We start from the raw sequence: 21,753 nt of genomic DNA, 5'->3' as shown, positions 1-21,753 counted from the left end.
GGTCGGGGGCGGCGCGCGGGACGGGACGACGCCGGCACGGGGGTGCCCGGCGTCCTGACCGCCGATCCTATCGCCCGCGCAGGTCCGCCGGGTCAGTACAGGACAGTCGCGAACGTGCCGCGCCGCTCGAACCCCACGCGCTCGTACGTGCGCAGCGCGGGGGTGTTGTACGCGTTGACGTAGAGGCTGACCACGGGCGCCTGGAGGCGCACGTAGTCCACGACGGCGGCCATCGCCGACGCCGCCAGCCCTCGGCCCCGCGCGGCGGGGGCCATCCACACGCCCTGGATCTGGGCGCACCGGGAGGAGAGCAGCCCGATGTCCGCCTTGAAGCGCAGCGGGCCGCCCGCGTCGCGCGGGCCCGGGTCGATGAAGACGCGCCCGGCGTGGATCAGCCGCTCGACGCGGTCCCGGTACTGGGCCGCGCCGCCGGCGAACGGGGAGAAGCCGAGCTCCTCCTCGAACATCGCCGCGCTGGCCGGCAGGACGCGCGCGAAGTCGCGTGGCTGCGCCTGCACCACGTACGGGTTCGGGTCGATCCCCCCGGCCGCGCCCAGCACGAGCAGCGGCTGGTCGGCGCGCACGGACCGGGACCGGTGGCCCGCGGCGGCGAGGGCCTCGCCGGCGGCCAGCACGGGACCGGCCGGGCCGTAGATCGACCCGTACCGGCGGCGCAGCGCGGCGGCCGCCGCGCCGAGCGCCTCCGCGTCGCCCGGCGCCCAGCCGGCGTCCGGGGCCTCGGACGCGGCGACCGGCACCACGTTCGAGCCGATCCAGACGGCCGCGCGCAGCGCGCCGGCGCCCGGGGCGTCGTCGTCGATCCCGAGGAACAGGGTGCCCGCCGCTCCCCCGCGCGGGCCGGCCAGGCGGCCCGCCTCGAGCAGGGAGTCCACGAACACGTTGGACACGGGGGCACGGGCGGACAGGGCCGCGAGCGCGGCGGTGTCCGCGTCGGTCAGCAGGCGGACGCGGTCACCCGTGGCGGCCCGGACCTCCCGGTCAGTGGACGGAGACCACCGGGGCACCGGCGGCAGCCTGGTCACCGCCGTCCTCCCCCAGGTCCATCTCACCGGCGATCCGGTTGGCCTCCTCGATGAGGGTCTCCACGATCTGGTCCTCGGGCACGGTGCGGATGACCTCGCCCTTGACGAAGATCTGGCCCTTGCCGTTGCCGGAGGCGACGCCGAGGTCGGCCTCGCGGGCCTCGCCCGGCCCGTTGACGACGCAGCCCATGACGGCCACCCGCAGCGGGACCTCGAGGTCCTGGAGGCCCTCGGTGACCTGCTCGGCCAGCGTGTACACGTCCACCTGGGCGCGGCCGCACGAGGGGCAGGAGACGATCTCGAGCTTGCGCTCACGCAGGTTCAGGGACTGCAGGATCTGCAGGCCCACCTTGACCTCCTCGACCGGCGGCGCGGAGAGGGAGACGCGGATGGTGTCGCCGATGCCCTGGCCGAGCAGGTAGCCGAAGGCGGTGGCGGACTTGATGGTGCCCTGGAAGGCCGGGCCGGCCTCGGTGACCCCGAGGTGCAGCGGCCAGTCACCCTGCTCGGCGAGCAGCTCGTAGGCGCGGGCCATGATCACCGGGTCGTTGTGCTTGACGGAGATCTTGAAGTCCTTGAAGCCGTGCTCCTCGAAGAGGGAGGCCTCCCAGACGGCGGACTCGACGAGGGCCTCCGGGGTGGCCTTGCCGTACTTCTGCAGCAGGCGCGGGTCCAGGGAGCCGGCGTTGACGCCGATGCGGAGGGAGGTGCCGTGGTCCGAGGCGGCCTGCGCGATCTCCTTGACCTTGTCGTCGAACTTCTTGATGTTGCCCGGGTTCACGCGCACGGCGCCGCAGCCGGCCTCGATCGCCGCGAACACGTACTTCGGCTGGAAGTGGATGTCCGCGATCACGGGGATGGTGGACTGCTGGGCGATGACCTTGAGGGCCTCGGCGTCCTTGTCCGTGGGGCAGGCCACGCGGACGATGTCGCAGCCGGCGGCCGTGAGCTCGGCGATCTGCTGCAGGGTCGCGCCGATGTCGTGCGTCTTGGTGGTGGTCATCGACTGCACCGAGACGGGGTGCTGCGAGCCGACGCCCACCGAGCCCACCTGGATCTGCCGGGTGGTGCGGCGCGGGGCCAGCACGGGCGGCGGGGCGGACGGCATTCCAAGGCTGACGGGCACGGGGGCGCTCCTCATGGGTTCTCGGGGTCGACGGCGCGGGGCCGCCGGGTTCTCCGGTCCATCCTAGGCGCGCGGGCGCCCCGGGGCGCGGGGCGACCGCCCACGGCGAACGGGCCGGGCTCAGAACAGCCGGACCGGCTCCACGATGTCCGCCACGATCAGGATGACGCCCATGAGCAGCATCGCCGCGCCCACCGCGTAGGTCAGCGGCAGCATGCGGGCCAGGTCGAACGGCCCCGGGTCCGGGCGGCCCGTGATCCGGGCCCAGCCGCGGCGCACCGCCTCCCACAGGGCGCCGGCCACGTGGCCGCCGTCGAGCGGGAGCAGCGGGATGAGGTTGAACACCATGAGCGCCACGTTCACGCCCGCCAGCAGGGACAGCAGCAGGGCGGCCTTGTCCGTCAGCGTGGCCTCCTCGAGCGCCGCCGCCTCCCCGGCGATCCGGCCGACTCCCACCACGGACATCGGGCCGTCCGGGTCGCGCTCGGCCGGGGTCACCACGGCGACGGCGGTGTCCCACAGCCGCTGCGGCAGCACGAGGACGACGTCGACGACGCCCCGCACCTGCTGGGCCACGAGCGGGCCGGCGTCGAGCGGGGTGCCGCGGACCGTCTCGAGCTGCGCGCCCATGCCGATGAACCCGACCTCGTGGGTCGCCACGGTCCCGTCCGGGGCCCGCTCGGGCCGGCCCAGCGCGTCCGTCACGGGCCGTTCCGTCAGGCGCGGGGTCAGGGTGGCGCTCATCCGCTCGCCGTCGCGCTCCCACTCGATCCGGGTGGGCTGTCCGGCGCGGTCCCGGATCGCGGCGGAGAGGGCGTCCCAGTCGGAGACCGGCCGCCCGTCGAAGGCGAGCACGGTGTCGCCGGGGCGCAGTCCCGCCTCGTGGGCGGGCGCGGCGGGATCGCCCGGGCGGCAGTCCTCTGTCCCGCCGGAGGCGGCGCGGGCCTGCTGCTCCTGCATCGTGACCACGCACCGGTAGACCTCGGCGACGGTGGTGCTGGGCTGCGAGGTGCCCACCGTGGTGACCAGCAGGGCGGTGGCGCCCAGCGCGATGAGCAGGTTCATGAACGGCCCGCCGAGCATGATCACCACCCGCTTCCACACCGGCAGGGCGAGGAAGCGGCGGTGCTCGTCGCCGGGGCGGACCTCCTCGGCGGCCTGGGCCCGCGCGTCGTCGGCCATGCGGCCCAGCTGCTGGACGAAGCCCGTGGACGCCGCGCGGGGCGTCTGCCCGGGCCGCGGCGGGGGCAGCATCCCGATCATCGCGACGTAGCCGCCCAGCGGCACGGCCTTGAACCCGTACTCCGTCTCGCCGCGGCGCCACGAGACGAGCGTCGGGCCGAAGCCGATCATGTACTGCGTGACGCGCACGCCGAAGAGCTTGGCCGGGACGAGGTGGCCGATCTCGTGCAGGGCGATCGAGACCGCCAGGCCCAGCGCGACCGCGAGGACGCCCGCGACGTACCAGAGGATCTCCACGACGGTCACCAGCGGGCCCGCGCCGCACGGCGCGCCCAGGCCTCGGCGGCGAGCACGGCATCCACGGTGAGCCCCGTCGGCGCGGGGTCGTGGCCGGCCGCGGCGAGCACGTGCTCGGGGGCATAGTCGGCGACGACGGCGCGGACCGTGTCCACGATCCCGTCGAAGGGCAGGGCGCCGGCGTGGAAGGCGTCCACGGACTCCTCGTTGGCGGCGTTGAACACGGCCATGTGGGTGGGCGAGGCGGCCGCCGCCTCCTTCGCGGCCCGTACCGCGGGGAAGGCCTCCTCGTCGAGGGGCTCGAACGTCCAGGTGGCCGCCCGCGTCCAGTCGCAGGCCGGGGCCGCGCCCGGGAGACGGCGCGGCCAGCACAGCCCCAGGGCGATGGGCAGGCGCATGTCCGGCGGGGAGGCCTGGGCGAGCGTGGACCCGTCGACGAACTCGACCATCGAGTGGACCACGGACTGCGGGTGGACCACGACGTCGATCCGGTCCAGGGGCACGTCGAACAGCAGGTGGGCCTCGATCACCTCGAGGGCCTTGTTCACGAGGGAGGCGGAGTTGGTGGTGACGACGCGGCCCATGTCCCACGTGGGGTGGGCGAGGGCCTGGGCGGGCGTGACGGCGTGCAGGGCGGCGCGGTCCAGGCCGCGGAACGGCCCGCCCGAGGCCGTGAGCACGAGGCGGCGGACCTCGTCCGCCGTGCCCCCGCGCAGCGCCTGCGCGAGCGCGGAGTGCTCGGAGTCCACCGGCACGAGCTGGCCCGGCGCCGCGGCCGCCTTCACGAGGGCCCCGCCGACGATGAGCGACTCCTTGTTGGCCAGGGCCAGGCGGTGGCCGGCGTGCAGGGCGGCGAGGGTGGGCCGCAGGCCGATCGAGCCCGTGATCCCGTTGAGCACGGTGTCGGCGCCGGGCCACGCGGCGATCTGCTCGGCGGCGCACGGGCCGGTGAACAGCACGGGTCGGGGGGACGGGCGCCCGAGGCGGGCGGCGGCGTCGGCGAGGGCGGCGCGCAGCTCCTCCTCCCCCGCCGCGGCGGAGCCCACCGCCTCGACCTCGAAGCGCACGGCCTGCTCGGCCAGCAGGGTCGTGTTCGCCCCGCCCGCGAGCGCGACGGCCCGGAGCCGGGCGGGGTCCTGGGCGATCACGTCGAGGCCCTGGGTGCCGATCGAGCCCGTGGAGCCGATCAGGGCGACGGCGCGCGGGGCGCCGTCGTCGTCCGCCGGGGCGGGGGCGGGCAGCGTGTAGTCGGTGAGGGATCCGTGCGTCACCCCGCCATGATGCCAGTCGGGCCTGGACACGGACGGGGGGCCGGCCGGACGGACGCCGCACCCCGACGTCCCGCCCCGCCGGCCCCCGTGGGACCGGGTCAGCCGCGGATCAGTGCTGCACCGGCTTCTCGGCGCCGATGCCGGTGAGGGAGCGGACCTCCATCTCGGCCTGCTTGTCGGGGTCCTCGGCGCGCGACGAGGTCACCGAGCCGAGCCAGCCGAGGAAGAAGGCCAGCGGGATGGAGACGATGCCCGGGTTCTTCAGCGGGAACACCGCGAAGTCCGCGCCCGGGATCATCGAGGTCGGCGTCCCGGACATCACCGGGGACAGGACGATCAGGATGATCGCGGAGAGCAGTCCGCCGTACATCGACCACACCGCGCCGCGGGTGGTGAAGCGCCGCCAGAACAGGGAGTAGAGGATGGTCGGCAGGTTCGCCGAGGCCGCCACCGCGAAGGCGAGCGCCACGAGGAACGCCACGTTCTGGCCCTGGGCGGCGATGCCGCCGACGATCGCCAGGACGCCGATCACCACCACGGTGATCTTGCCGATCCGCACCTCCTCCTGCGGGGTGAGCGGGTGCTTGGCGATCACGGAGCCGTACACGTCGTGGGCGAAGGACGCCGCCGCCGTGATGGCCAGGCCCGCGACCACCGCGAGGATGGTGGCGAACGCGACCGCCGAGATCAGGCCCAGCAGGATGGAGCCGCCGAGCTCGAACGCCAGGAGCGGGGCCGCGGAGTTCTGCCCGCCGGGCGCGGCCAGGATGCGCTCGGGGCCGATCAGCGCGCCGGCACCGTAGCCCAGCACGAGGGTGAACAGGTAGAACGCGCCGATGAGGACGATGGCCCACACCACGGACTTGCGCGCCTCCTTGGCGGTGGGCACCGTGTAGAACCGCATGAGCACGTGCGGCAGGCCGGCGGTGCCGAGCACGAGCGCGATGCCCAGGGACACGAAGTCGAGGCGGGTCAGCGCGCTGGCGCCGTACTGCAGGCCCGGCTCGAGGATCGCCTCGCCCTTCGGGTTCATCTCGACGGCGGCCCCCAGCATGGCGTTGAAGTCGAAGCCGAACAGGGCCAGTGACCACACGGTCATGATCCCCGCGCCGGCGATCAGCAGGATCGCCTTGATGATCTGCACGTAGGTGGTGCCCTTCATGCCGCCGATCAGCACGTAGACGATCATCAGCACGCCCACGATCACGATCACGAGGGCCTGGCCGGCCCGGTCGTTGATGTTCAGCAGCAGGGACACCAGGCCGCCGGCGCCGGCCATCTGGGCCAGGAGGTAGAAGAGGCAGACGGCCATGGTGCCGAAGGCGGCGGCGATGCGCACGGGACGCTGCTGCAGGCGGAAGGACAGCACGTCCGCCATGGTGAACTTGCCGGTGTTGCGCAGCAGCTCGGCCACCAGCAGCAGGGCCACGAGCCACGCCACGAGGAAGCCGATCGAGTAGAGGAAGCCGTCGTAGCCGTAGAGGGCGATCGCGCCCACGATGCCCAGGAACGAGGCCGCGGAGAGGTAGTCACCCGCGATGGCCGTGCCGTTCTGGGTGCCGGAGAAGCCGCGGCCGCCGGCGTAGTAGTCGGCCGAGGACGCGTTCGTCTTGGACGCGCGGATCACGATCACGAGGGTGACCACCACGAAGGCGACGAAGATGCCGATGTTCACGGCGGGGTTGCCGACCGTCTGCGGGGCGGCCTGGAGCAGGGGGGTGAGCGCGCTCATCGCGTGGCCTCCGGGTTCTCGTGGGCGCCGGCGGCCTCGCGCTCGAGGCGCTCACGCAGCGCGGTGGCGCGGGGGTCCAGGGTCCGGTTGGAGAAACGGACGTAGGCGAAGGTGATCAGGAACGTGGTGACGAACTGGAGCAGGCCGAGGATCAGGCCGAGGGTGATGTTGCCGCCGAGGCGGATCGCCATGAACTCGGGGAAGAACGCGCCGACGATCACGAACACCAGGTACCAGACGAAGAACGCCACGGTCATGGGGAAGGCGAAGGATCGGTGGGTGCGCCGGAGCTCGATGAACTCCTCGGACTGCTGCGCGGCGCGGAACTGCGCGGCCGTGGGGACCGGCGCCGTGGGCTCGCTGGATGACATGGGCCCTCCGGGGGTGCGTAGGACGGATCAGTGTGAGACAGATCACTGTGATGACAACCACACTCTGGCGGGCGGAGGGGTGCGCCGTCAAGCGCGCCCCGGGGCCGTGCGCCCGTGTGACAGCCCCGGGGCGCAGCCGTGCGGACGCGGACGCGCCCCGACGGCACGGGGCCGCCGGGGCGCGGAGCCGCCGAGGAGCCGGTCAGGCGCTCGCCGGCCGGGGCGCGTCCGCGCGGCGCAGGACCGCGCGGGCCTGGGCGAGGACCACCTCGTCGACCATCGCCCCGTCCAGCTCGAAGGCCCCGTGTCGGCCCTCGGCCGCGGCGAGGACGCGCCGGGCGCGTTCGACGGCCTCCGGGGCGGGCGTGTAGGCGGAGCGCACGACGGGCACCTGGCGCGGGTGCAGGCACACGGTCGCGGTGCAGCCCAGGGCGACGGCGTCCTCGGCCTCGGCGGCCAGCCCGGCCTCGTCGCCGAGGTCCAGGTGGACGGCGTCCCATGCGGCCGCGCCGTGGGCGGCCGCCGCCAGCAGCACCGTCGCGCGGGCGTGCTGGACCACGGAGCGGTAGGCGCCCTCGGGGGTGCGGGAGGAGCTGCCGCCCATCGACGCCACGAGGTCCTCGGCGCCCCACATCAGCGCACCCACGTGCGGGTGGGCGGCCAGGTCGGCGGCGGCGAGGATCCCGGCCGCGGTCTCGCATAGGGCGACGACGCGGGTCTGCGGGCCGAGGGCGGCGACGACCCCGTCCACCTGCGCGGCGGACTCGGCCTTGGCGAGCATGAGCGTGCGCCAGCCCGTCCCGGCGAGCATGGCCAGGTCGGCGTCGTGGTCCGCGGTGCCCGCGGGGTTCACGCGGACCACCACGCGGTCCTCGTCCAGCGGGCCGCCGTCGACCCCGCCCGTCGCCCGCCCCGCCCAGGCCGCCGCGACGGCGTCCCGCGCGGTGGGCCGGGCGTCCGGGGTGACGGCGTCCTCGAGGTCGAGGATCACCGCGTCCGCGCGCTCGAGCGCCGTGGCGTACCGCTCGGGGCGGTCCGCCGGGGTGAACATGACGGCCGGTCCGAGGGTCAGCGCGCTCATGCCCGCTCCCCCGTGCCTGCGGCGTCGGCGGCCTTCGCCTTGGCCTCCGCGTGCGCCTGCGCGGTCCACATCAGACAGGTGCGCTGGGCGCGGACGACGACGTCGCCGTGCTGGTTCTCCCCCGTCATCGCGAACGTGACGATCCGCTGCCCCGGCCGCGAGGAGGACTCGCGGATTGCGGTGACCTCGGAGCGCCCGTAGAGCGTGTCCCCGTGGAAGACCGGCTTCGGGAACGCGATCTCCCCCAGGCCGAGCTGGGCCACGAGCGTGCCCTGTGTGGTCTGCCCGACGGCGAGGCCCACCAGGGTGGACAGCGTCAGCATCGAGTTGACCAGCGGTCGGCCGAACGGCTGGTCCGCCGCGTACGCGTGGTCCAGGTGCAGGGCCTGCGGGTTCATGGTGAGGGTGGTGAACAGGACGTTGTCCGCCTCGGTGAGCGTGCGGCCGGGCCGGTGCAGGTAGACCTGACCGACCGCCAGCTCGTCCGCGTAGCGGCCCCGCTGCTCGATCTCGACGCGCTCCGTCACGTCAGAGGCCCAGCTCGCGGGCGATCAGCATGAGCTGCACCTCGGTGGTGCCCTCGCCGACCTCGAGGATCTTGGAGTCGCGGTAGTGACGGGCCACGAGGGTCTCGTTCATGAAGCCGTAGCCGCCGAACACCTGGGTGGCGTCCCGGGCGTTGTCCATGGCGGCCTCGCCGGCGATCAGCTTGGCCATGGCGGCCTCGGTCTTGAACGGCTTGCCGGCCAGCATCTTCTGGGCGGCCTCGTAGTAGGCCAGGCGGGCGGCGTGCGCGCGGGCCTGCATGCGGGCGATCTTGAAGGACACGGCCTGGAACTGCCCGATCTTCTGGCCGAACGAGGTCCGCTGCTTGGCGTAGGCGACCGACTCGTCCACGCAGCCCTGGGCCGCGCCGGTGGCCAGGGCCGCGATGGCGATACGGCCCTCGTCGAGGATCTCGAGGAAGTGGGCGAAGCCGCGGCCGCGGGCGCCCAGCAGGTTCTCCTCCGGCACGCGCACGTCCGAGAAGTGCAGGGCGTGGGTGTCCGAGGAGTTCCAGCCGACCTTGTCGTAGGCCTTGGCCACGGAGAAGCCCTCGGTGCCGGCGGGCACGAGGATCGTGGAGATCTCCTTGGCGGGGCGGCCGTCGTGGCCGGTCCTGCCCTCCACGGTGCCGGTCACGGCGGTGACGGTGACGAGCGAGGTGATGTCCGTGCCGGAGTTGGTGATGAACTCCTTGGCGCCGTTGATGCGCCACTGGCCGTCCTCGAGCGCGGCGGTGGTCTGGGTGCCGCCGGCGTCGGAGCCCGCGCCCGGCTCGGTGAGGCCGAAGCCGGCCAGGTGCGTGCCGGCCACGAGGTCCGGCAGCCAGCGCTGCTTCTGCTCCTCGGTGCCGAACTTCAGCAGCGGCATGGCGCCCAGGGAGACGCCGGCCTCGAGGGTGATGGCCACGGACTGGTTGACGCGGCCGAGCTGCTCGAGGGCCAGGGCCAGGGCGAAGTAGTCGCCGCCCATGCCGCCGTACTCCTCGGGGAACGGGAGGCCGAACAGGCCCATCTCGCCCATCTGGGCCACGATCTCGTACGGGAACTCGTGCTGGGCGTCCAGCTCGGCGGAGACCGGGGCCACGACCTCGTCGGCGAACTCGCGGACGGTGTCGGAGAGGACCTGGTAGTCCTCCTCGAGGGCGGGCAGGGTGCGGTGCTTGGTGCTCATGGTCCTCTCCTGTTCTCAGGTGTTCTCTGCGGGTGCTGCGTGCTCGGTGGGCTCGACGACGGCGATCAACGCCTGCGCGGCCACGGCGTCGCCCTCGGCGACGTGGACGGTCACGACGCCGGCGACGGCGGCCGTGACGGGGTGCTCCATCTTCATGGCCTCGACCACCGCCAGCTCCTGGCCCGCGGCCACGGTGTCCCCGGTGGCCACGGACACGGCGACGACGGTGCCCGGCATGGGCGTGCGGGCCTCGGGGGACGCTGCGCCGGCCGGGGCACGACGCGCGGCCGCGGCCGCGCGGGCGGCCTCGACCACCTCGGCCCGGGTGAGGCGGCGGACCTGCCACGCGGCGCCGTCGCGGTGCAGCCACGCTGAGCGCGGGTCCCGCGGGTCACCGGCCAGGAGGTTGACGCCCGCCAGGCCTCCGGCGTCCTCGTCCACCTCGGCGTCGGCGGCGGGGGCGGTGAGGATGCGGTCCTCGTCCCCGACCCGGACGCGCATCCCGGGCTGCGGGGCGCCCGCGCCGCGCCAGCCGTCCGCCCGGGCCCACGCGGTGCCGGCCGCGCGGTGCTCGGCGGCGGCCGCGTCCTCGGACACGTCGGCCAGGGCCTCGGCCGCGAGCGCGGCGAGGTCCTCGGGCAGCGCGGGGGCGGTCCACGCCTCGAGGCCGTCGATCAGCTCGGTGGTGAGCCGGCCGGTCCGCACGTCCTCGCGGGCCGCGAGCTCGCGCAGCCAGCCCAGGTTGGAGCGGACGCCGAACAGCACGGTGTCCGCGAGCGCGGCGTCGAGCCGGTCCAGGGCCTCGGCGCGGTCGGCGCCACGGGCGATGAGCTTGGCGATCATCGGGTCGTAGAAGCCGGTGATCTCGGGCTGTGCGCCGTCGACGTCCACGGGGTCCACGGCGCCGGCGGCGGGGCCAGTCTGCGGTCCGGAGCCGAACGCGCGCTCCTCGGCCGGCCGGGAGGGCAGCAGGAGGGTGTCGACGCGGACGCCCTCGCCGGCGGGCTCGCGCCAGCGCAGCACCGGCCCGGTGGAGGGCAGGAAGCCGTTCGCGGGGTCCTCCGCGTAGACGCGGGCCTCGACGGCGGCGCCGTCGAGGGTCACGTCCTCCTGGGCGAAGCCGAGCGGCCCCCCCGCGGCGATGCGCAGCTGCAGCTCCACGAAGTCCAGGCGCTGTCCGCGCACCCGGACGACCTCCTCGGAGACCGGGTGCTCCACCTGCAGGCGGGTGTTCATCTCCATGAAGAAGAACTCGTCCGGGTTCTCGTCCGAGACGAGGAACTCGACGGTGCCGGCACCGCGGTAGCCCACGGACACGGCCGCGTCCACGGCGGCCCGGCCCAGGCGCTCGCGGAGCTCGGCCCCGTGCGCCAGCCCGGTCAGCAGGGGCGCGGGGGCCTCCTCGATCACCTTCTGGTGGCGGCGCTGCAGGGAGCACTCGCGCTCGCCCAGGTGCACGGTGGCGCCGTGGGCGTCCGCGAACACCTGCACCTCGATGTGCCGGGGCGCGGTGATGAGCCGCTCGAGCAGCAGGGTGTCGTCGCCGAACGCGGAGCGCGCCGTGCGCCGGGCCGAGGCGAGGGCGCCGGGCAGCTCCTCGGCGGCGCGCACGGCCACCATGCCCTTGCCGCCGCCGCCCGCGGAGGGCTTGATCAGCAGCGGGAAGCCGACGCGCTCGGCCTCGGCCGTGATCTGCTCGTCGGTGAGCGTGGGGTCCTGGATGCCGGGGACCACCGGCACGTCGTACGCGGCCACGGTCTCCTTGGCGCGGATCTTGTCCGCCATCGCGTCGAGCGAGGCCACGGGCGGGCCCACGAACACGATGCCGGCCGCGTCCAGCGCGCGGGCGAAGTCGGCGTTCTCGGACAGGAAGCCGTAGCCGGGGTGCACGGCCTGGGCGCCGGTGCGGCGCGCGGCGTCGACGACGGCGTCGATGTCCAGGTAGGACTCGCGGGCCGGAGCCGGGCCGAGGCGGACCGCCGTGTCCGCCTCGCGGACGTGCCGCGCGTCGGCGTCGGCGTCGGAGTGCACGGCCACCGAGCGGATGCCGAGGCGGCGCAGGGTGCGGATGACGCGCACGGCGATCTCGCCGCGGTTGGCCACCAGCACGGTGTCGAACAGGGGCGTCCCCTGGGCGTGGTTCTCGGTCACGGGTGCCTCACATGCGGAACAGGCCGAACCGGGAGTCCGGCAGCGGGGAACGGGAGATGACGTCGAGGGCCAGGGAGAGCACCCGGCGGGTCTGGCCGGGGGTGATCACTCCGTCGTCCCAGAGGCGGGCGGTGGAGTACAGGGGGCTGCCCTGGTCCTCGTACTGCCGGCGGACCGGCGCCTGGAAGGCCTCGACCTCCTCGGGGGACATCGGCTCCTCCCCCGCGGCGGCCCGCTGGTCCTGCTTGATCTGCGTGAGCACGGAGGAGGCCTGCGGGCCGCCCATCACGGAGATGCGCGCGTTCGGCCACATCCACAGGAAGCGGGGTGAGTAGGCGCGGCCGCACATCGCGTAGTTGCCGGCGCCGAACGAGCCGCCGATCACCACGGTCAGCTTGGGCACGCGGGCGGTCGCGACGGCGGTGACCATCTTGGCGCCGTCGCGCGCGATGCCGCCGGCCTCCGCGTCCCGACCCACCATGAAGCCGGAGATGTTCTGCAGGAACAGCAGCGGGATGCCGCGCTGGTCGCACAGTTCGATGAAGTGCGCGCCCTTGCGGGCGGAGTCTCCGAACAGGATGCCGTTGTTGGCGAGGACGCCCACGGGGTGGCCGTCGATCCGCGCGAACGCGGTGACCAGGGTGGTGCCGTAGAGGGGCTTGAACTCGTGGACGGAGCCGCCGTCCACGAGGCGGTCGATCACCTCGCGCACGTCGTAGGGGGTGTTCACGTCCACGGGCACGACGCTGGTCAGTTCGGCCGGGTCCTTGGCGGGCTCCGCGGCGGGGGCGACCTCCCAGGCCGGCGCCTCGGCCGGGGGCAGGGTGGCCACGATGTCCCGGAGGATCTGCATGGCGTGCAGGTCGTCGTCCGCCAGGTGGTCCGCGACGCCGGAGCGCTCGGCGTGCAGCCGGCCGCCGCCGAGGTCCTCGGGCGAGATGTCCTCCCCGATCGCGGCCTTCACGAGCGGGGGGCCGCCGAGGAAGATGGTGCCCTGCTCGCGCACGATCACGGTCTCGTCCGACATGGCCGGCACGTACGCGCCGCCCGCCGTGGAGGAGCCGCACACCGCGGCCAGCTGCGGGATGCGCTGCGAGGAGAGCAGCGCCTGGTTCCGGAAGATGCGGCCGAAGTGCTCGCGGTCCGGGAAGACCTCGTCCTGGCGGGGCAGGAACGCGCCGCCGGAGTCCACGAGGTAGATGCACGGCAGGCGGTTCTCCAGGGCGATCTCCTGGGCCCGCAGGTGCTTCTTCACCGTCATGGGGTAGTAGGTGCCGCCCTTCACGGTGGCGTCGTTGCCGACCACCATCACGAGGCGGCCATGGACCAGGCCGATGCCCGCCACGACGCCCGCGGCGGGGCTGTCCCCGTCGTACAGGCCGTGCGCGGCCAGCGCGCCGACCTCGAGGAAGGGCGAGCCCTCGTCGAGCAGCGCGTCGATGCGGTCCCGCACCAGCAGCTTGCCGCGGCCGGTGTGGCGCTCGCGCGAACGCTCGGGCCCGCCGAGCGACGTGCGGGCGACGAGGTCGGCGAGCTCCTGCTCCAGCCGGGCGTGGCCGGCCGCGTTGCGCTCGGCCACGGTGGGCGCGGACTGCGCGGCCGGGGCCGGGGTGCTGGCGGTCATGAGACCCCCTTCAGTGAATGACGACTAACTGAACCGAGCCTCAGTGTAGTGACGATCGTCACTGACGTCGACCGGGCGCCCGGCGCGCCTCGTCCCGTCCTACAGTGGATCCCATGCCCGCCGTCGATCCCGCGTCCCCCACCGCCCCGGCGACCCCGCCGACCGCCCGGGAGGCCGCCAAGGCCCGACGCCGGGTGGACCTGCTCGCGGCCGCGGCGCGACTGTTCGCGGCCCGGGGCTTCGACGCGGTCCGCCTCGAGGACATCGGCGCCGCGGTCGGGATCAGCGGCCCCGCCATCTACCGCCACTTCGCCGGCAAGGCCGCCGTGCTCACGGCGATCCTCGACACGGCCTCGCAGGACCTGCTGGACGGCGGGCTGGCCGCCGAGGCGCAGCACGCGCCGGGGGCGGAGACCCTGCGGGCCCTCATCGGTTTCCAGGCGGACTTCGCCCTCGCCCAGCGCGACGTGATCCGTGTGCAGGACCGCGACATGTCCGCCCTGCCCGACGGCGCGCGCACGGCCATCACGCGCACCCAGCGCGCCTACATCGACGTGTGGGCGCGCCAGCTGCAGGTCGTCCACCCCCACGAGGACCAGGCCACCGCCGTGTTCCGCGCCCAGGCCGTGCTGGGCCTGCTCAACTCCACCCCCCGCTCGGTGCGGCGCACCGCGGCCGACCGCGCGGCTCGCCGCGCGACCCTCGTGGCCATGGCCTGGGCCGCGGCCACGGCCCCCGGGCCGCTGCCCGGCGGGGACTGAGCGGGCGGCACCGGCCCGGCGGGCCGGCGTCGTGCCCGGTGATACGGTGGCCGGTACCCGCGACGGCGACGCCGTCGAACCCCGCCCCGAGAGGTCCACCGCCGTGCTTCTTCGTGACGTCCGACCCGAGGATCTGGACGAGTTCTTCCTCCACCAGCAGGACGAGCAGGCCAACCTGATGTCCGCCTTCGCCCCCCGCAACCCCCGGGACCGCGGTGTCTTCGACTACCACTGGGCCCACCTGCTCGGGGACGAGGACACCGTCGTGCGGACCATCGAGCACGAGGGCCGCGCCGTGGGTGCGCTCGTGTGCACCCAGCAGGACGGCGTGGGCGAGCTGTCCTTCTGGACCGCGCAGGACTACTGGGGCCTGGGGCTGACGACCGCGGCCGTGGACCGGTTCCTGGAGGAGCACACCGCCCGCCCGCTGCGGGCGCACGTGCCCGAGGACAATGTGGGCTCCGTGAAGGTGCTCTCCCGCCGCGGCTTCGAGACCGTCGGCGAGGAGAAGGTCTTCTCCAACGCCCGTGCCGAGGTCATCACCGAGCTCGTGATGGAGCTGCCCGCCGCCGACTGAGCGCGCCCCGCGGCCCCCGCCGTGCCGGCGGCCGCACCGGCCTGCCACGACGACGGCCCCGCCTCCCGGTGCCCGGGTGGCGGGGCCGCGGCGCGTCCGGGGCCGTCAGACCATGGTCAGGGTCAGACCCGGGCGGCGCAGGATCGCGCCGACGTCCGCGAGGAAGCGCGAGCCCTGCTCGCCGTCCACGAAGCGGTGGTCGAACGAGAGGGACAGCGTCATGACGTCCCGCAGGGCGATCTCGCCGCGATGCTCCCACGGCATCCTCCGGACCTGGCCGATCGCGATGATCGCCCCCTCACCCGGGTTGATGATCGGGGTGCCCGCGTCCACGCCGAACACCCCGACGTTCGTGAGCGTGAAGGTGCCGCCGGCCAGATCCGCCGGGGACAGCCGCCCCTCGCGGGCGAGGCCCGTGAGATCGCGGATGGCGTCGGCCAGCTCCCTCAGGCTCATCGCCTGGGCGTCCTTGACGTTCGGCACCATCAGCCCGCGGGGGGTGGCGGCGGCGAAACCGAGGTTCACGAAGTTCTGCTGGACGATCGTCCCGGCGGCCTCGTCCCACCGGGCGTTGACGTCCGGGGTGCGCTCCATCGCCACGAGGCACGCCTTGGCGGCGAGCGTCATGGGCGTGAGCTTGACGTCCCGGAACTCGCGGGAGGCCTTGAGCTCGGCGAGCAGCTCCATGGTCTCGGTGACGTCCACCTGCAGGAACTCGGTCACGTGCGGGGCGGTGAACGCGGACTGCACCATGGCCGCCGCGGTCGCCTTGCGCACGCCCTTGACCGGCACGGCCTCCGTGCGCGGGCGGCCGCCCAGGGTGCGGACGCCCCCGGTCGAGCCCGACTCGGCGCCGGACTGCGGCGGCGCCGCCGCGGCCGCGGGCTGCCCGCCCCCGGCCAGGAACGCCTCGACGTCCGCGCGGGTGATGACCCCGCCCACACCCGTGCCGGTGACCTGCTCCAGATCCACGCCCGCGCGGCGCGCGTACAGGCGCACGGGCGGAGTGCACCGGGGTCGCTCGCCCGGGGCCGGCTCGTGGGCCGCGTCCGCGCGGTCCGGCTCGGCGGCCTCGGGCTGCGGGCGCCCGGCGCCGGCGGGGGCCGCCTCCGACGTGGACGGCGCCTGTCCGCGGGCGGGCTCGCCCGCCGGGGCGGCCGACGTCGCCGGGGCCGCGGAGCCGCGCCGCGCACGGCGGCCGGGCTTGCCGGTGTCCGGCGCGGCGCCGTAGCCGACGAGGGTGGGCACGCGGCCGTCACCCTCGGCGGGCCCGCCGACGTCGGGCTCGGCGCCCTCGAGGGTGAAGGTCACCAGGGGCGCACCGACCTCGAGGGTCTCACCCTCGGCGCCGTGCAGGGCCGCGACGACGCCCGCGAACGGGCTCGAGACCTCGACCACGGCCTTGGCCGTCTCGACGTCGGCGAGCACCTGGTTCACGCTCACCGCGTCGCCCTCGGCCACGCGCCACGTCACGATCTCGGACTCGGTCAGGCCCTCGCCGAGGTCGGGCAGGCGGAAGGTCTTCTGGCTCATCGGGTCTCCTCCCCGGCGTTCTGGGCCGCGAGGAACTGCTCGGCGGTCTCGGGGGCGGCGAACGCGTCCACGGAGTCCAGCGAATTCGGTCGGCCCAGAGCACGGTCCAGGCCGTCGAGGATGCGGTCGAGGTCCGGCAGGTGCAGGTGCTCGAGCTTGGACGGCGGGTAGGGCACGTCCATGCCGGTGACGCGCACCGGCGGGGCCTCGAGCCAGTGGAACGCGCGCTCGGCCACCGTGGCCACGAGCTCGGCGCCGAGGCCGCCGGTGCGGGAGGCCTCGTGCGCCACGACGAGCCGGCCGGTGCGCCGCACCGAGGACTCGACGAGGCCGGTGTCCAGCGGGGACAGGCTGCGCAGGTCGACCACCTCGACCTCGACGCCCTCCTCGGCCGCCACCTCGGCGGCCTGCAGGGCGGTCTTCACGAGCGGGCCGTAGGCCACGAGCGTGGCGTCACGGCCCTCGCGCAGGATGCGGGCCGGGCTCATCGGCGGGATCGCGACGTCCAGGTCCACGTCGCCCTTGTCGTGGTAGCGACGCTTGGGCTCGAGGTAGACCACCGGGTCCTCCGAGGCGATCGCGGCGCGGATGAGGTCGTACCCCTCCTGTGGGGAGGACGGGGAGACCACGCGCAGGCCCGCGGTGTGCAGGAAGTAGGCCTCGGGCGACTCGGAGTGGTGCTCCGGGGAGCCGATGCCGCCGCCGAAGGGGATGCGGATGGTGACCGGCATCGGCACGGCGCCGCGGGTGCGGGCACGCAGCTTGGCCAGGTTCGCCACGATCTGGTCGAACGCCGGGTACACGAAGCCGTCGAACTGGATCTCGACGACGGGCCGGTAGCCGCGCATCGCCAGGCCGATGGCCGTGCCCACGATGCCGGACTCGGCCAGCGGGGTGTCGAGCACCCGGTCCTCGCCGAACTCGGCCTGCAGGCCGTCGGTGATGCGGAACACGCCGCCGAGGGCGCCGATGTCCTCGCCCATGAGCAGGACCTTGGGGTCGTCGGCCAGGGCACGGTGCAGGCCGCGGTTGATCGCACGGCCGAAGGTCATGCGCTCGCTCACGCGCCCGCCTCCTCGTCGTCGAACTGCTGCAGGTAGAGGGCGTGCTCGCGGCGCTGCCGCTCGAGCTCCTGGTGGGGCTCAGCGTAGATCTCGTCGAAGAGCCTGTCCGCGCCGTCCTCCTCGAGCGCCTCGAGGGCGCGGCGGACCTCGGCCGCCAGCTCGTCGGCCTCGGCCTGGGCCTGTGCGAGCACGGCGTCCACGTCCACATCGAGGGTGCGCAGGTGCGCCTCCACGCGGGTCAACGGGTCACGGGCCTTCCAGGCCTCGAGCTCGGCGTCGTCCCGGTAGCGGGTGGGGTCGTCCGCGGTGGTGTGCGGGCCCATGCGGTAGGTGACGGCCTCGATGAAGGTGGGACCGCCCCCGTCGGCCGCGCGCTCGACGGCGGCGCGGGTCGCGGCGAGCACGGCCAGGACGTCGTTGCCGTCCACGCGCATCGACGGGATGCCGAAGCCCCACGGGCGGTCCGCGATGCTGCGGCGGGTCTGCAGGCGCACGGGCTCGGAGATGGCCCAGTGGTTGTTCTGGCAGAAGAACACCACGGGCGACTGGTACGAGGCGCTGAAGACCATGGCCTCGTTGACGTCTCCCTGGCTCGTGGCGCCGTCGCCGAAGTAGACGATCGTGGCGACGTCCGCCTGGTCCCGCTGGACGCCCATCGCGTAGCCGACGGCGTGCAGGGCCTGCGCGCCGATGATGATCTGCTGGGTGGCCACGCGCGTCTCGTTCGGGTCCCAGCTCGAGAACGTGGAGCCGCGCCACACCCGCAGCAGGTCCAGCGCGGGGACGCCGCGCAGCAGGGCCACGCCGTTCTCGCGGTAGGACGGGAAGACGAAGTCGTCCGGGCGCAGCGCGACGGCGGAGCCCACCTGGGCGGCCTCCTGGCCCAGCAGCGGGGGCCACAGGGCCAGCTCGCCCTGACGCTGCAGGTGCGTGGCCTCGACGTCGAGGCGCCGGACCACGGCCATCTGGCGGTACAGCGCGGCGAGGGCGTCGGCGTCGACGTCCTCGATCCACGGGGCGAGCTCCGGCTGCGGACGGCGGCGGCCCTCCGCGTCGAGCACCTGGAGCATCACGGCCTCAGCCGGGCCCGCCGGGGGCGGAGAGCCGGCGGATCGGCCGCCGGTGGGACGGGTGTGGTCCACGAGGGTCACTGCACTGCCTTCCGATCGACGCCCACGGTGCGGGGCGAGGGAGTTGTACGCATGCGCGAGCAGGGGTGGAGCGCGCGGCGTCTCGGTGGTGTGATTGTAATCACTTCAGTGTGATCTGCGCCACTCTCCCGGGGCCGCCGCGCGAGGGCCGGGTGTCAGGCGCGGCGCAGCAGCACGTCGACGGCGGCGTCAAGGTAGGCGTCGACCTGGCCCTCCTCGTAGCCGGCGGCACCCTCGGCCTCGCTGAACGCCGCGCGGCGCACGTCGTCCGCGGTCAGCCCGCCTTCGGCGTCGGGATCCGTCGAGTCCTCCGCACCGGCCAGGGTGACGCGCAGGCGGTCCACGAGCGCGTCCACCTGGTCCACGTCGTAGCTCACGGCGTCCGCGCGGGAGGGGCGGCGGAAGCGCTCCGCCGGGGCCCGGTCGGCACGGGCCACGAGCTCGGCCACGCGCTCCTCGAGGTCTGCGGCCCAGTCCTCGTCCCCGCGCTCGGCGACGAAGGCCTGACGCTCGGCGGCGGCCAGCTCCTCTTCGAGGCGGTCCAGCTCGTCGTCCACCTCGTCCGTGGCGTAGCCGCCGTTGACGGTCGCGAAGCGGGCCTGGCGCACCTCCTCCGCCGTCAGCGGGGCACCGCCGTCGCGTGCCTCACGGGCACGCGCCATGAAGGCGTCCACGTGGGTGGTCTCGTAGCCGATCTCGTCCTGCTCGACGAGCTCGAAGACCGGCTCGGCGTCCGGGGTGGTGCGGGGGGTCATGGGCGTCTCCTGCGGTGCGGGTCCCGGACGTGCCGGGTCGAGGGGTGGATCAGGTCAGGGGCAGCGCCAGCACGGTGTAGGCCACCGGCGAGGCGAACACGAGGGAGTCCAGGCGGTCCATCACGCCGCCGTGGCCGGGCAGGGCGGAGGACATGTCCTTGATGCCGAGCTCACGCTTGACCATGGACTCGGAGAAGTCCCCCGCGGTGGCGGCGGCGACGGTGGTCACGCCGAGGACGGCGCCGATCCACCACGGCTGGCCGACCAGCAGGGGGACGGCGACGACGCCCACCAGCACCGAGCCCGCCAGGGAGCCGGCCAGGCCCTCCCAGGACTTCTTGGGGCTGATGCGCGGGGCGATCGGGGTGCGGCCGAGGCGGTAGCCCACGATGTAGCCGAACGTGTCGTTGGAGACCACCATCAGCAGCAGGATCGCCACCATGCGGTGCCCCAGCGGCTCGTCCAGGAGCGCAGCGGCGAAGGAGAGCAGGAACGGCGCCCACAGCACGATGAACACGCCCGCGAGCATGAACTGGCCCGCCGGGCGCCGGCGCGTCAGCGCCGTCCACACGGCCACCAGCGCCAGGCATGCCACCAGGGCGATGAACAGCGCGGGCACCCCCCACCGCCACGCGGTGAGCGGCAGGACCGCCGCGGCCACCCAGAGCGGGGGCCGCGGCACGTCCAGGCCGATGCCGCGTACCGCCGTCGCGATCTCGGACACCGCGCCGACCAGCAGGGCGACCACGAGCACGACCAGCAGCCAGTCGAGCCAGAAGAGGCCGACCAGGGCCGTCGCCAGCAGCCCCACCCCCACGAGGACGGCGGACTTGAGGTCGCGGCCGCCGCGCGGGGGTGCGGGCGAGGTGGGCACGGCGGAGGTCATGGGACGAGCGCGGACGGCGGGAGGCTCAGACCTCCAGCAGCTCCTGCTCCTTGTTCTTGGCCATCTCGTCGATGAGCTCGACGTGGCGCTTGGTGAGCGCGTCCAGCTCCTTCTCGCCGCGGGCGCCCTCGTCCTCGCCGACCTCGCCGTCCTTGACGGCCTTGTCCATGGCCTCCTTGGCCTTGCGACGGGCGTTGCGCACGGAGATCTTGTGCTCCTCCGCCTTGGACTTGACCAGCTTCACGTACTCCTTGCGGCGCTCCGCGGTCAGCTCCGGCATCACGATGCGGATGACCTTGCCGTCGTTGGACGGGTTCGCGCCGACCTCGGACTCGGACAGGGCCTTCTCGATGTTGCGCAGGGCCGACTGGTCGAACGGCGTGATGAGCAGCGTGCGGGCGTCCGTGGTGGTGAAGGACGCCAGCTGCTGCAGCGGGGTGAACGAGCCGTAGTAGTCGACCATCACCTTGGAGTAGAGGCCCGGGTTGGCGCGGCCGGTGCGCACGGAGGCGAAGTCCTCACGCGTGGCCTCGATGGTGCGGTCCATCTGCTCTTCGGCGGACTGCAGGGTCTCCTGGATCACGGTGTCTCCTCGGTGTGGTGGATCAGGTCTGCCGCCATCCTACGCGGCGGGCCTCAGACGGTGACGGTGGTCCCGATCGGCTCGCCGAGCAGGGCGCGGGTCACGTTGCCCGGGCCCTCCATGCCGAACACGCGCATGTCCAGGTCGTTGTCCTTGCACATGGTCATGGCGGTCAGGTCCATCACGCGGATGTTCCGCAGCAGCGCCTCATCGTAGGTCAGGTGCGTGAGGCGCTCGGCGGTGGGGTCCTTCTTGGGGTCCGCGGTGTAGACGCCGTCCACGCCGGACTTGGCCATCAGGACCTCGTCTGCCCCGACCTCCAGGGCGCGCTGGGCCGCCACGGTGTCCGTGGAGAAGTAGGGCAGGCCGGTGCCGGCGCCGAAGATCACGACGCGGCCCTTCTGCATGTGGCGGATGGCGCGCAGCGGGATGTAGGACTCCGCCACCTGCTCCATGTGGATGGCGGACTGCACGCGCGTGGTGACCCCGGCCTGGATGAGGAAGTCCTGCAGGGCCAGGCAGTTCATCACGGTGCCGAGCATGCCCATGTAGTCGGCCCGACGGCGGTCCATCCCGTTCTCGGACAGCTCGGCGCCACGGAAGAAGTTGCCGCCGCCGACGACGATCGCGATCTCCACCTGGTCCGCCGCGGCGGCGATCTGCTCGGCGATGCCGCGGACGGTCTCCGGGTCCACGCCGATCTTGCCGCCGCCGAACACCTCGCCCGAGAGCTTGAGGAGCACGCGACGGCGGCCGGTGTCGTCCGAGGTCTGCGGGGCGTGGGCGGTGGTCGGGTCCTCGGGGGCGCGGTTCGTCTCCATGGGAAGCATCTCCTGGTCGGTGAGGGGT

Annotated in this window: 20 protein-coding genes; 2 read left to right on the top strand and 18 right to left on the bottom strand. The window is 74.1% G+C overall.

Annotation, left to right across the window (positions count from 1 at the left end):
- Positions 1-92: 92 nt before the first annotated feature.
- The 11 genes from CITRIK5_RS02160 to CITRIK5_RS02110 all read right to left on the bottom strand — a co-directional run bounded on the left by CITRIK5_RS02160 (position 93) and on the right by CITRIK5_RS02110 (position 13,594).
- Positions 93-1,025 carry a GNAT family N-acetyltransferase gene (locus CITRIK5_RS02160; protein ID WP_123243996.1) on the bottom strand — a complete coding sequence of 311 codons (933 nt, stop codon included), beginning with the start codon at positions 1,023-1,025 and terminating at the stop codon, positions 93-95.
- Positions 1,000-2,184 carry a flavodoxin-dependent (E)-4-hydroxy-3-methylbut-2-enyl-diphosphate synthase gene (gene ispG, locus CITRIK5_RS02155; RefSeq protein ID WP_061866731.1) on the bottom strand — a complete coding sequence of 395 codons (1,185 nt, stop codon included), beginning with the start codon at positions 2,182-2,184 and terminating at the stop codon, positions 1,000-1,002. Before ispG ends, CITRIK5_RS02160 begins: the two co-directional genes overlap by 26 nt.
- Positions 2,185-2,289: 105 nt before the next feature.
- Complete coding sequence (locus tag CITRIK5_RS02150) at positions 2,290-3,657, bottom strand: RIP metalloprotease (protein ID WP_061866732.1); 1,368 nt, start codon at positions 3,655-3,657, stop codon at positions 2,290-2,292.
- The gene (gene dxr, locus CITRIK5_RS02145; protein ID WP_061866743.1) at positions 3,654-4,889 is read right to left on the bottom strand and encodes a 1-deoxy-D-xylulose-5-phosphate reductoisomerase; all 1,236 of its coding nucleotides are present in this window, start codon (positions 4,887-4,889) and stop codon (positions 3,654-3,656) included. The genes CITRIK5_RS02150 and dxr overlap by 4 nt, the downstream gene beginning before the upstream one ends.
- Before the next feature lie 139 nt (positions 4,890-5,028).
- Positions 5,029-6,651, bottom strand: a complete 1,623-nt coding sequence (locus tag CITRIK5_RS02140) for a cation acetate symporter (RefSeq protein ID WP_041104224.1) — start codon at positions 6,649-6,651, stop codon at positions 5,029-5,031.
- Complete coding sequence (locus tag CITRIK5_RS02135) at positions 6,648-7,022, bottom strand: DUF485 domain-containing protein (RefSeq protein WP_041104222.1); 375 nt, start codon at positions 7,020-7,022, stop codon at positions 6,648-6,650. The genes CITRIK5_RS02140 and CITRIK5_RS02135 overlap by 4 nt, the downstream gene beginning before the upstream one ends.
- A 202-nt stretch (positions 7,023-7,224) precedes the next feature.
- Positions 7,225-8,103, bottom strand: coding sequence for a CoA ester lyase (locus CITRIK5_RS02130; protein WP_044658614.1), 879 nt, complete (start codon positions 8,101-8,103; stop codon positions 7,225-7,227).
- Positions 8,100-8,630: a MaoC family dehydratase gene (locus tag CITRIK5_RS02125; protein WP_041104218.1), complete on the bottom strand. Its 531-nt coding sequence runs from the start codon at positions 8,628-8,630 to the stop codon at positions 8,100-8,102. Before CITRIK5_RS02125 ends, CITRIK5_RS02130 begins: the two co-directional genes overlap by 4 nt.
- Position 8,631: 1 nt before the next feature.
- Positions 8,632-9,819, bottom strand: a complete 1,188-nt coding sequence (locus CITRIK5_RS02120) for an acyl-CoA dehydrogenase family protein (protein ID WP_041104216.1) — start codon at positions 9,817-9,819, stop codon at positions 8,632-8,634.
- 15 nt (positions 9,820-9,834) lie between these two features.
- Positions 9,835-11,970, bottom strand: coding sequence for a biotin carboxylase N-terminal domain-containing protein (locus CITRIK5_RS02115; protein WP_061866733.1), 2,136 nt, complete (start codon positions 11,968-11,970; stop codon positions 9,835-9,837).
- A gap of 7 nt (positions 11,971-11,977) precedes the next feature.
- Complete coding sequence (locus CITRIK5_RS02110) at positions 11,978-13,594, bottom strand: carboxyl transferase domain-containing protein (protein ID WP_159832993.1); 1,617 nt, start codon at positions 13,592-13,594, stop codon at positions 11,978-11,980.
- Between the two features lie 113 nt (positions 13,595-13,707).
- Between CITRIK5_RS02110 and CITRIK5_RS02105 the strand changes: the two genes are divergently transcribed.
- Entirely contained in the window at positions 13,708-14,355 is a 648-nt protein-coding gene (locus CITRIK5_RS02105) for a TetR/AcrR family transcriptional regulator (RefSeq protein ID WP_061866734.1), read from the top strand.
- Between the two features lie 103 nt (positions 14,356-14,458).
- On the top strand, positions 14,459-14,932 hold the full coding sequence (locus CITRIK5_RS02100) for a GNAT family N-acetyltransferase (RefSeq protein WP_051995227.1): 474 nt from the start codon (positions 14,459-14,461) through the stop codon (positions 14,930-14,932).
- A 105-nt stretch (positions 14,933-15,037) separates the two neighbouring features.
- Here CITRIK5_RS02100 and CITRIK5_RS02095 read toward each other — a convergent pair whose 3' ends face one another.
- From CITRIK5_RS02095 to pyrH, 7 genes are all read right to left on the bottom strand, one after another.
- Positions 15,038-16,465, bottom strand: coding sequence for a dihydrolipoamide acetyltransferase family protein (locus CITRIK5_RS02095; protein ID WP_036314052.1), 1,428 nt, complete (start codon positions 16,463-16,465; stop codon positions 15,038-15,040).
- Complete coding sequence (locus CITRIK5_RS02090; RefSeq protein WP_044659478.1) at positions 16,462-17,517, bottom strand: alpha-ketoacid dehydrogenase subunit beta; 1,056 nt, start codon at positions 17,515-17,517, stop codon at positions 16,462-16,464. The genes CITRIK5_RS02095 and CITRIK5_RS02090 overlap by 4 nt, the downstream gene beginning before the upstream one ends.
- 8 nt (positions 17,518-17,525) lie before the next feature.
- Positions 17,526-18,680 (bottom strand): pyruvate dehydrogenase (acetyl-transferring) E1 component subunit alpha, encoded by a 1,155-nt coding sequence (pdhA, locus tag CITRIK5_RS02085; RefSeq protein WP_061866735.1) that lies wholly within the window; start codon positions 18,678-18,680, stop codon positions 17,526-17,528.
- Between the two features lie 155 nt (positions 18,681-18,835).
- Positions 18,836-19,435: a DivIVA domain-containing protein gene (locus CITRIK5_RS02080; RefSeq protein ID WP_049147668.1), complete on the bottom strand. Its 600-nt coding sequence runs from the start codon at positions 19,433-19,435 to the stop codon at positions 18,836-18,838.
- 49 nt (positions 19,436-19,484) lie between these two features.
- Positions 19,485-20,321, bottom strand: a complete 837-nt coding sequence (locus CITRIK5_RS02075) for a phosphatidate cytidylyltransferase (RefSeq protein ID WP_061866736.1) — start codon at positions 20,319-20,321, stop codon at positions 19,485-19,487.
- A gap of 25 nt (positions 20,322-20,346) precedes the next feature.
- Entirely contained in the window at positions 20,347-20,904 is a 558-nt protein-coding gene (gene frr, locus CITRIK5_RS02070; RefSeq protein WP_002857704.1) for a ribosome recycling factor, read from the bottom strand.
- A gap of 53 nt (positions 20,905-20,957) precedes the next feature.
- On the bottom strand, positions 20,958-21,725 hold the full coding sequence (gene pyrH, locus CITRIK5_RS02065; RefSeq protein ID WP_002857706.1) for a UMP kinase: 768 nt from the start codon (positions 21,723-21,725) through the stop codon (positions 20,958-20,960).
- Positions 21,726-21,753: the final 28 nt, after the last annotated feature.

This window comes from Micrococcus sp. 116, from assembly GCF_902506395.1.
Lineage (GTDB): Bacteria > Actinomycetota > Actinomycetes > Actinomycetales > Micrococcaceae > Micrococcus > Micrococcus luteus.
Note: the sequence above shows the minus strand (reverse complement) of the source record. Positions and strands in the feature narration are given on the sequence as shown.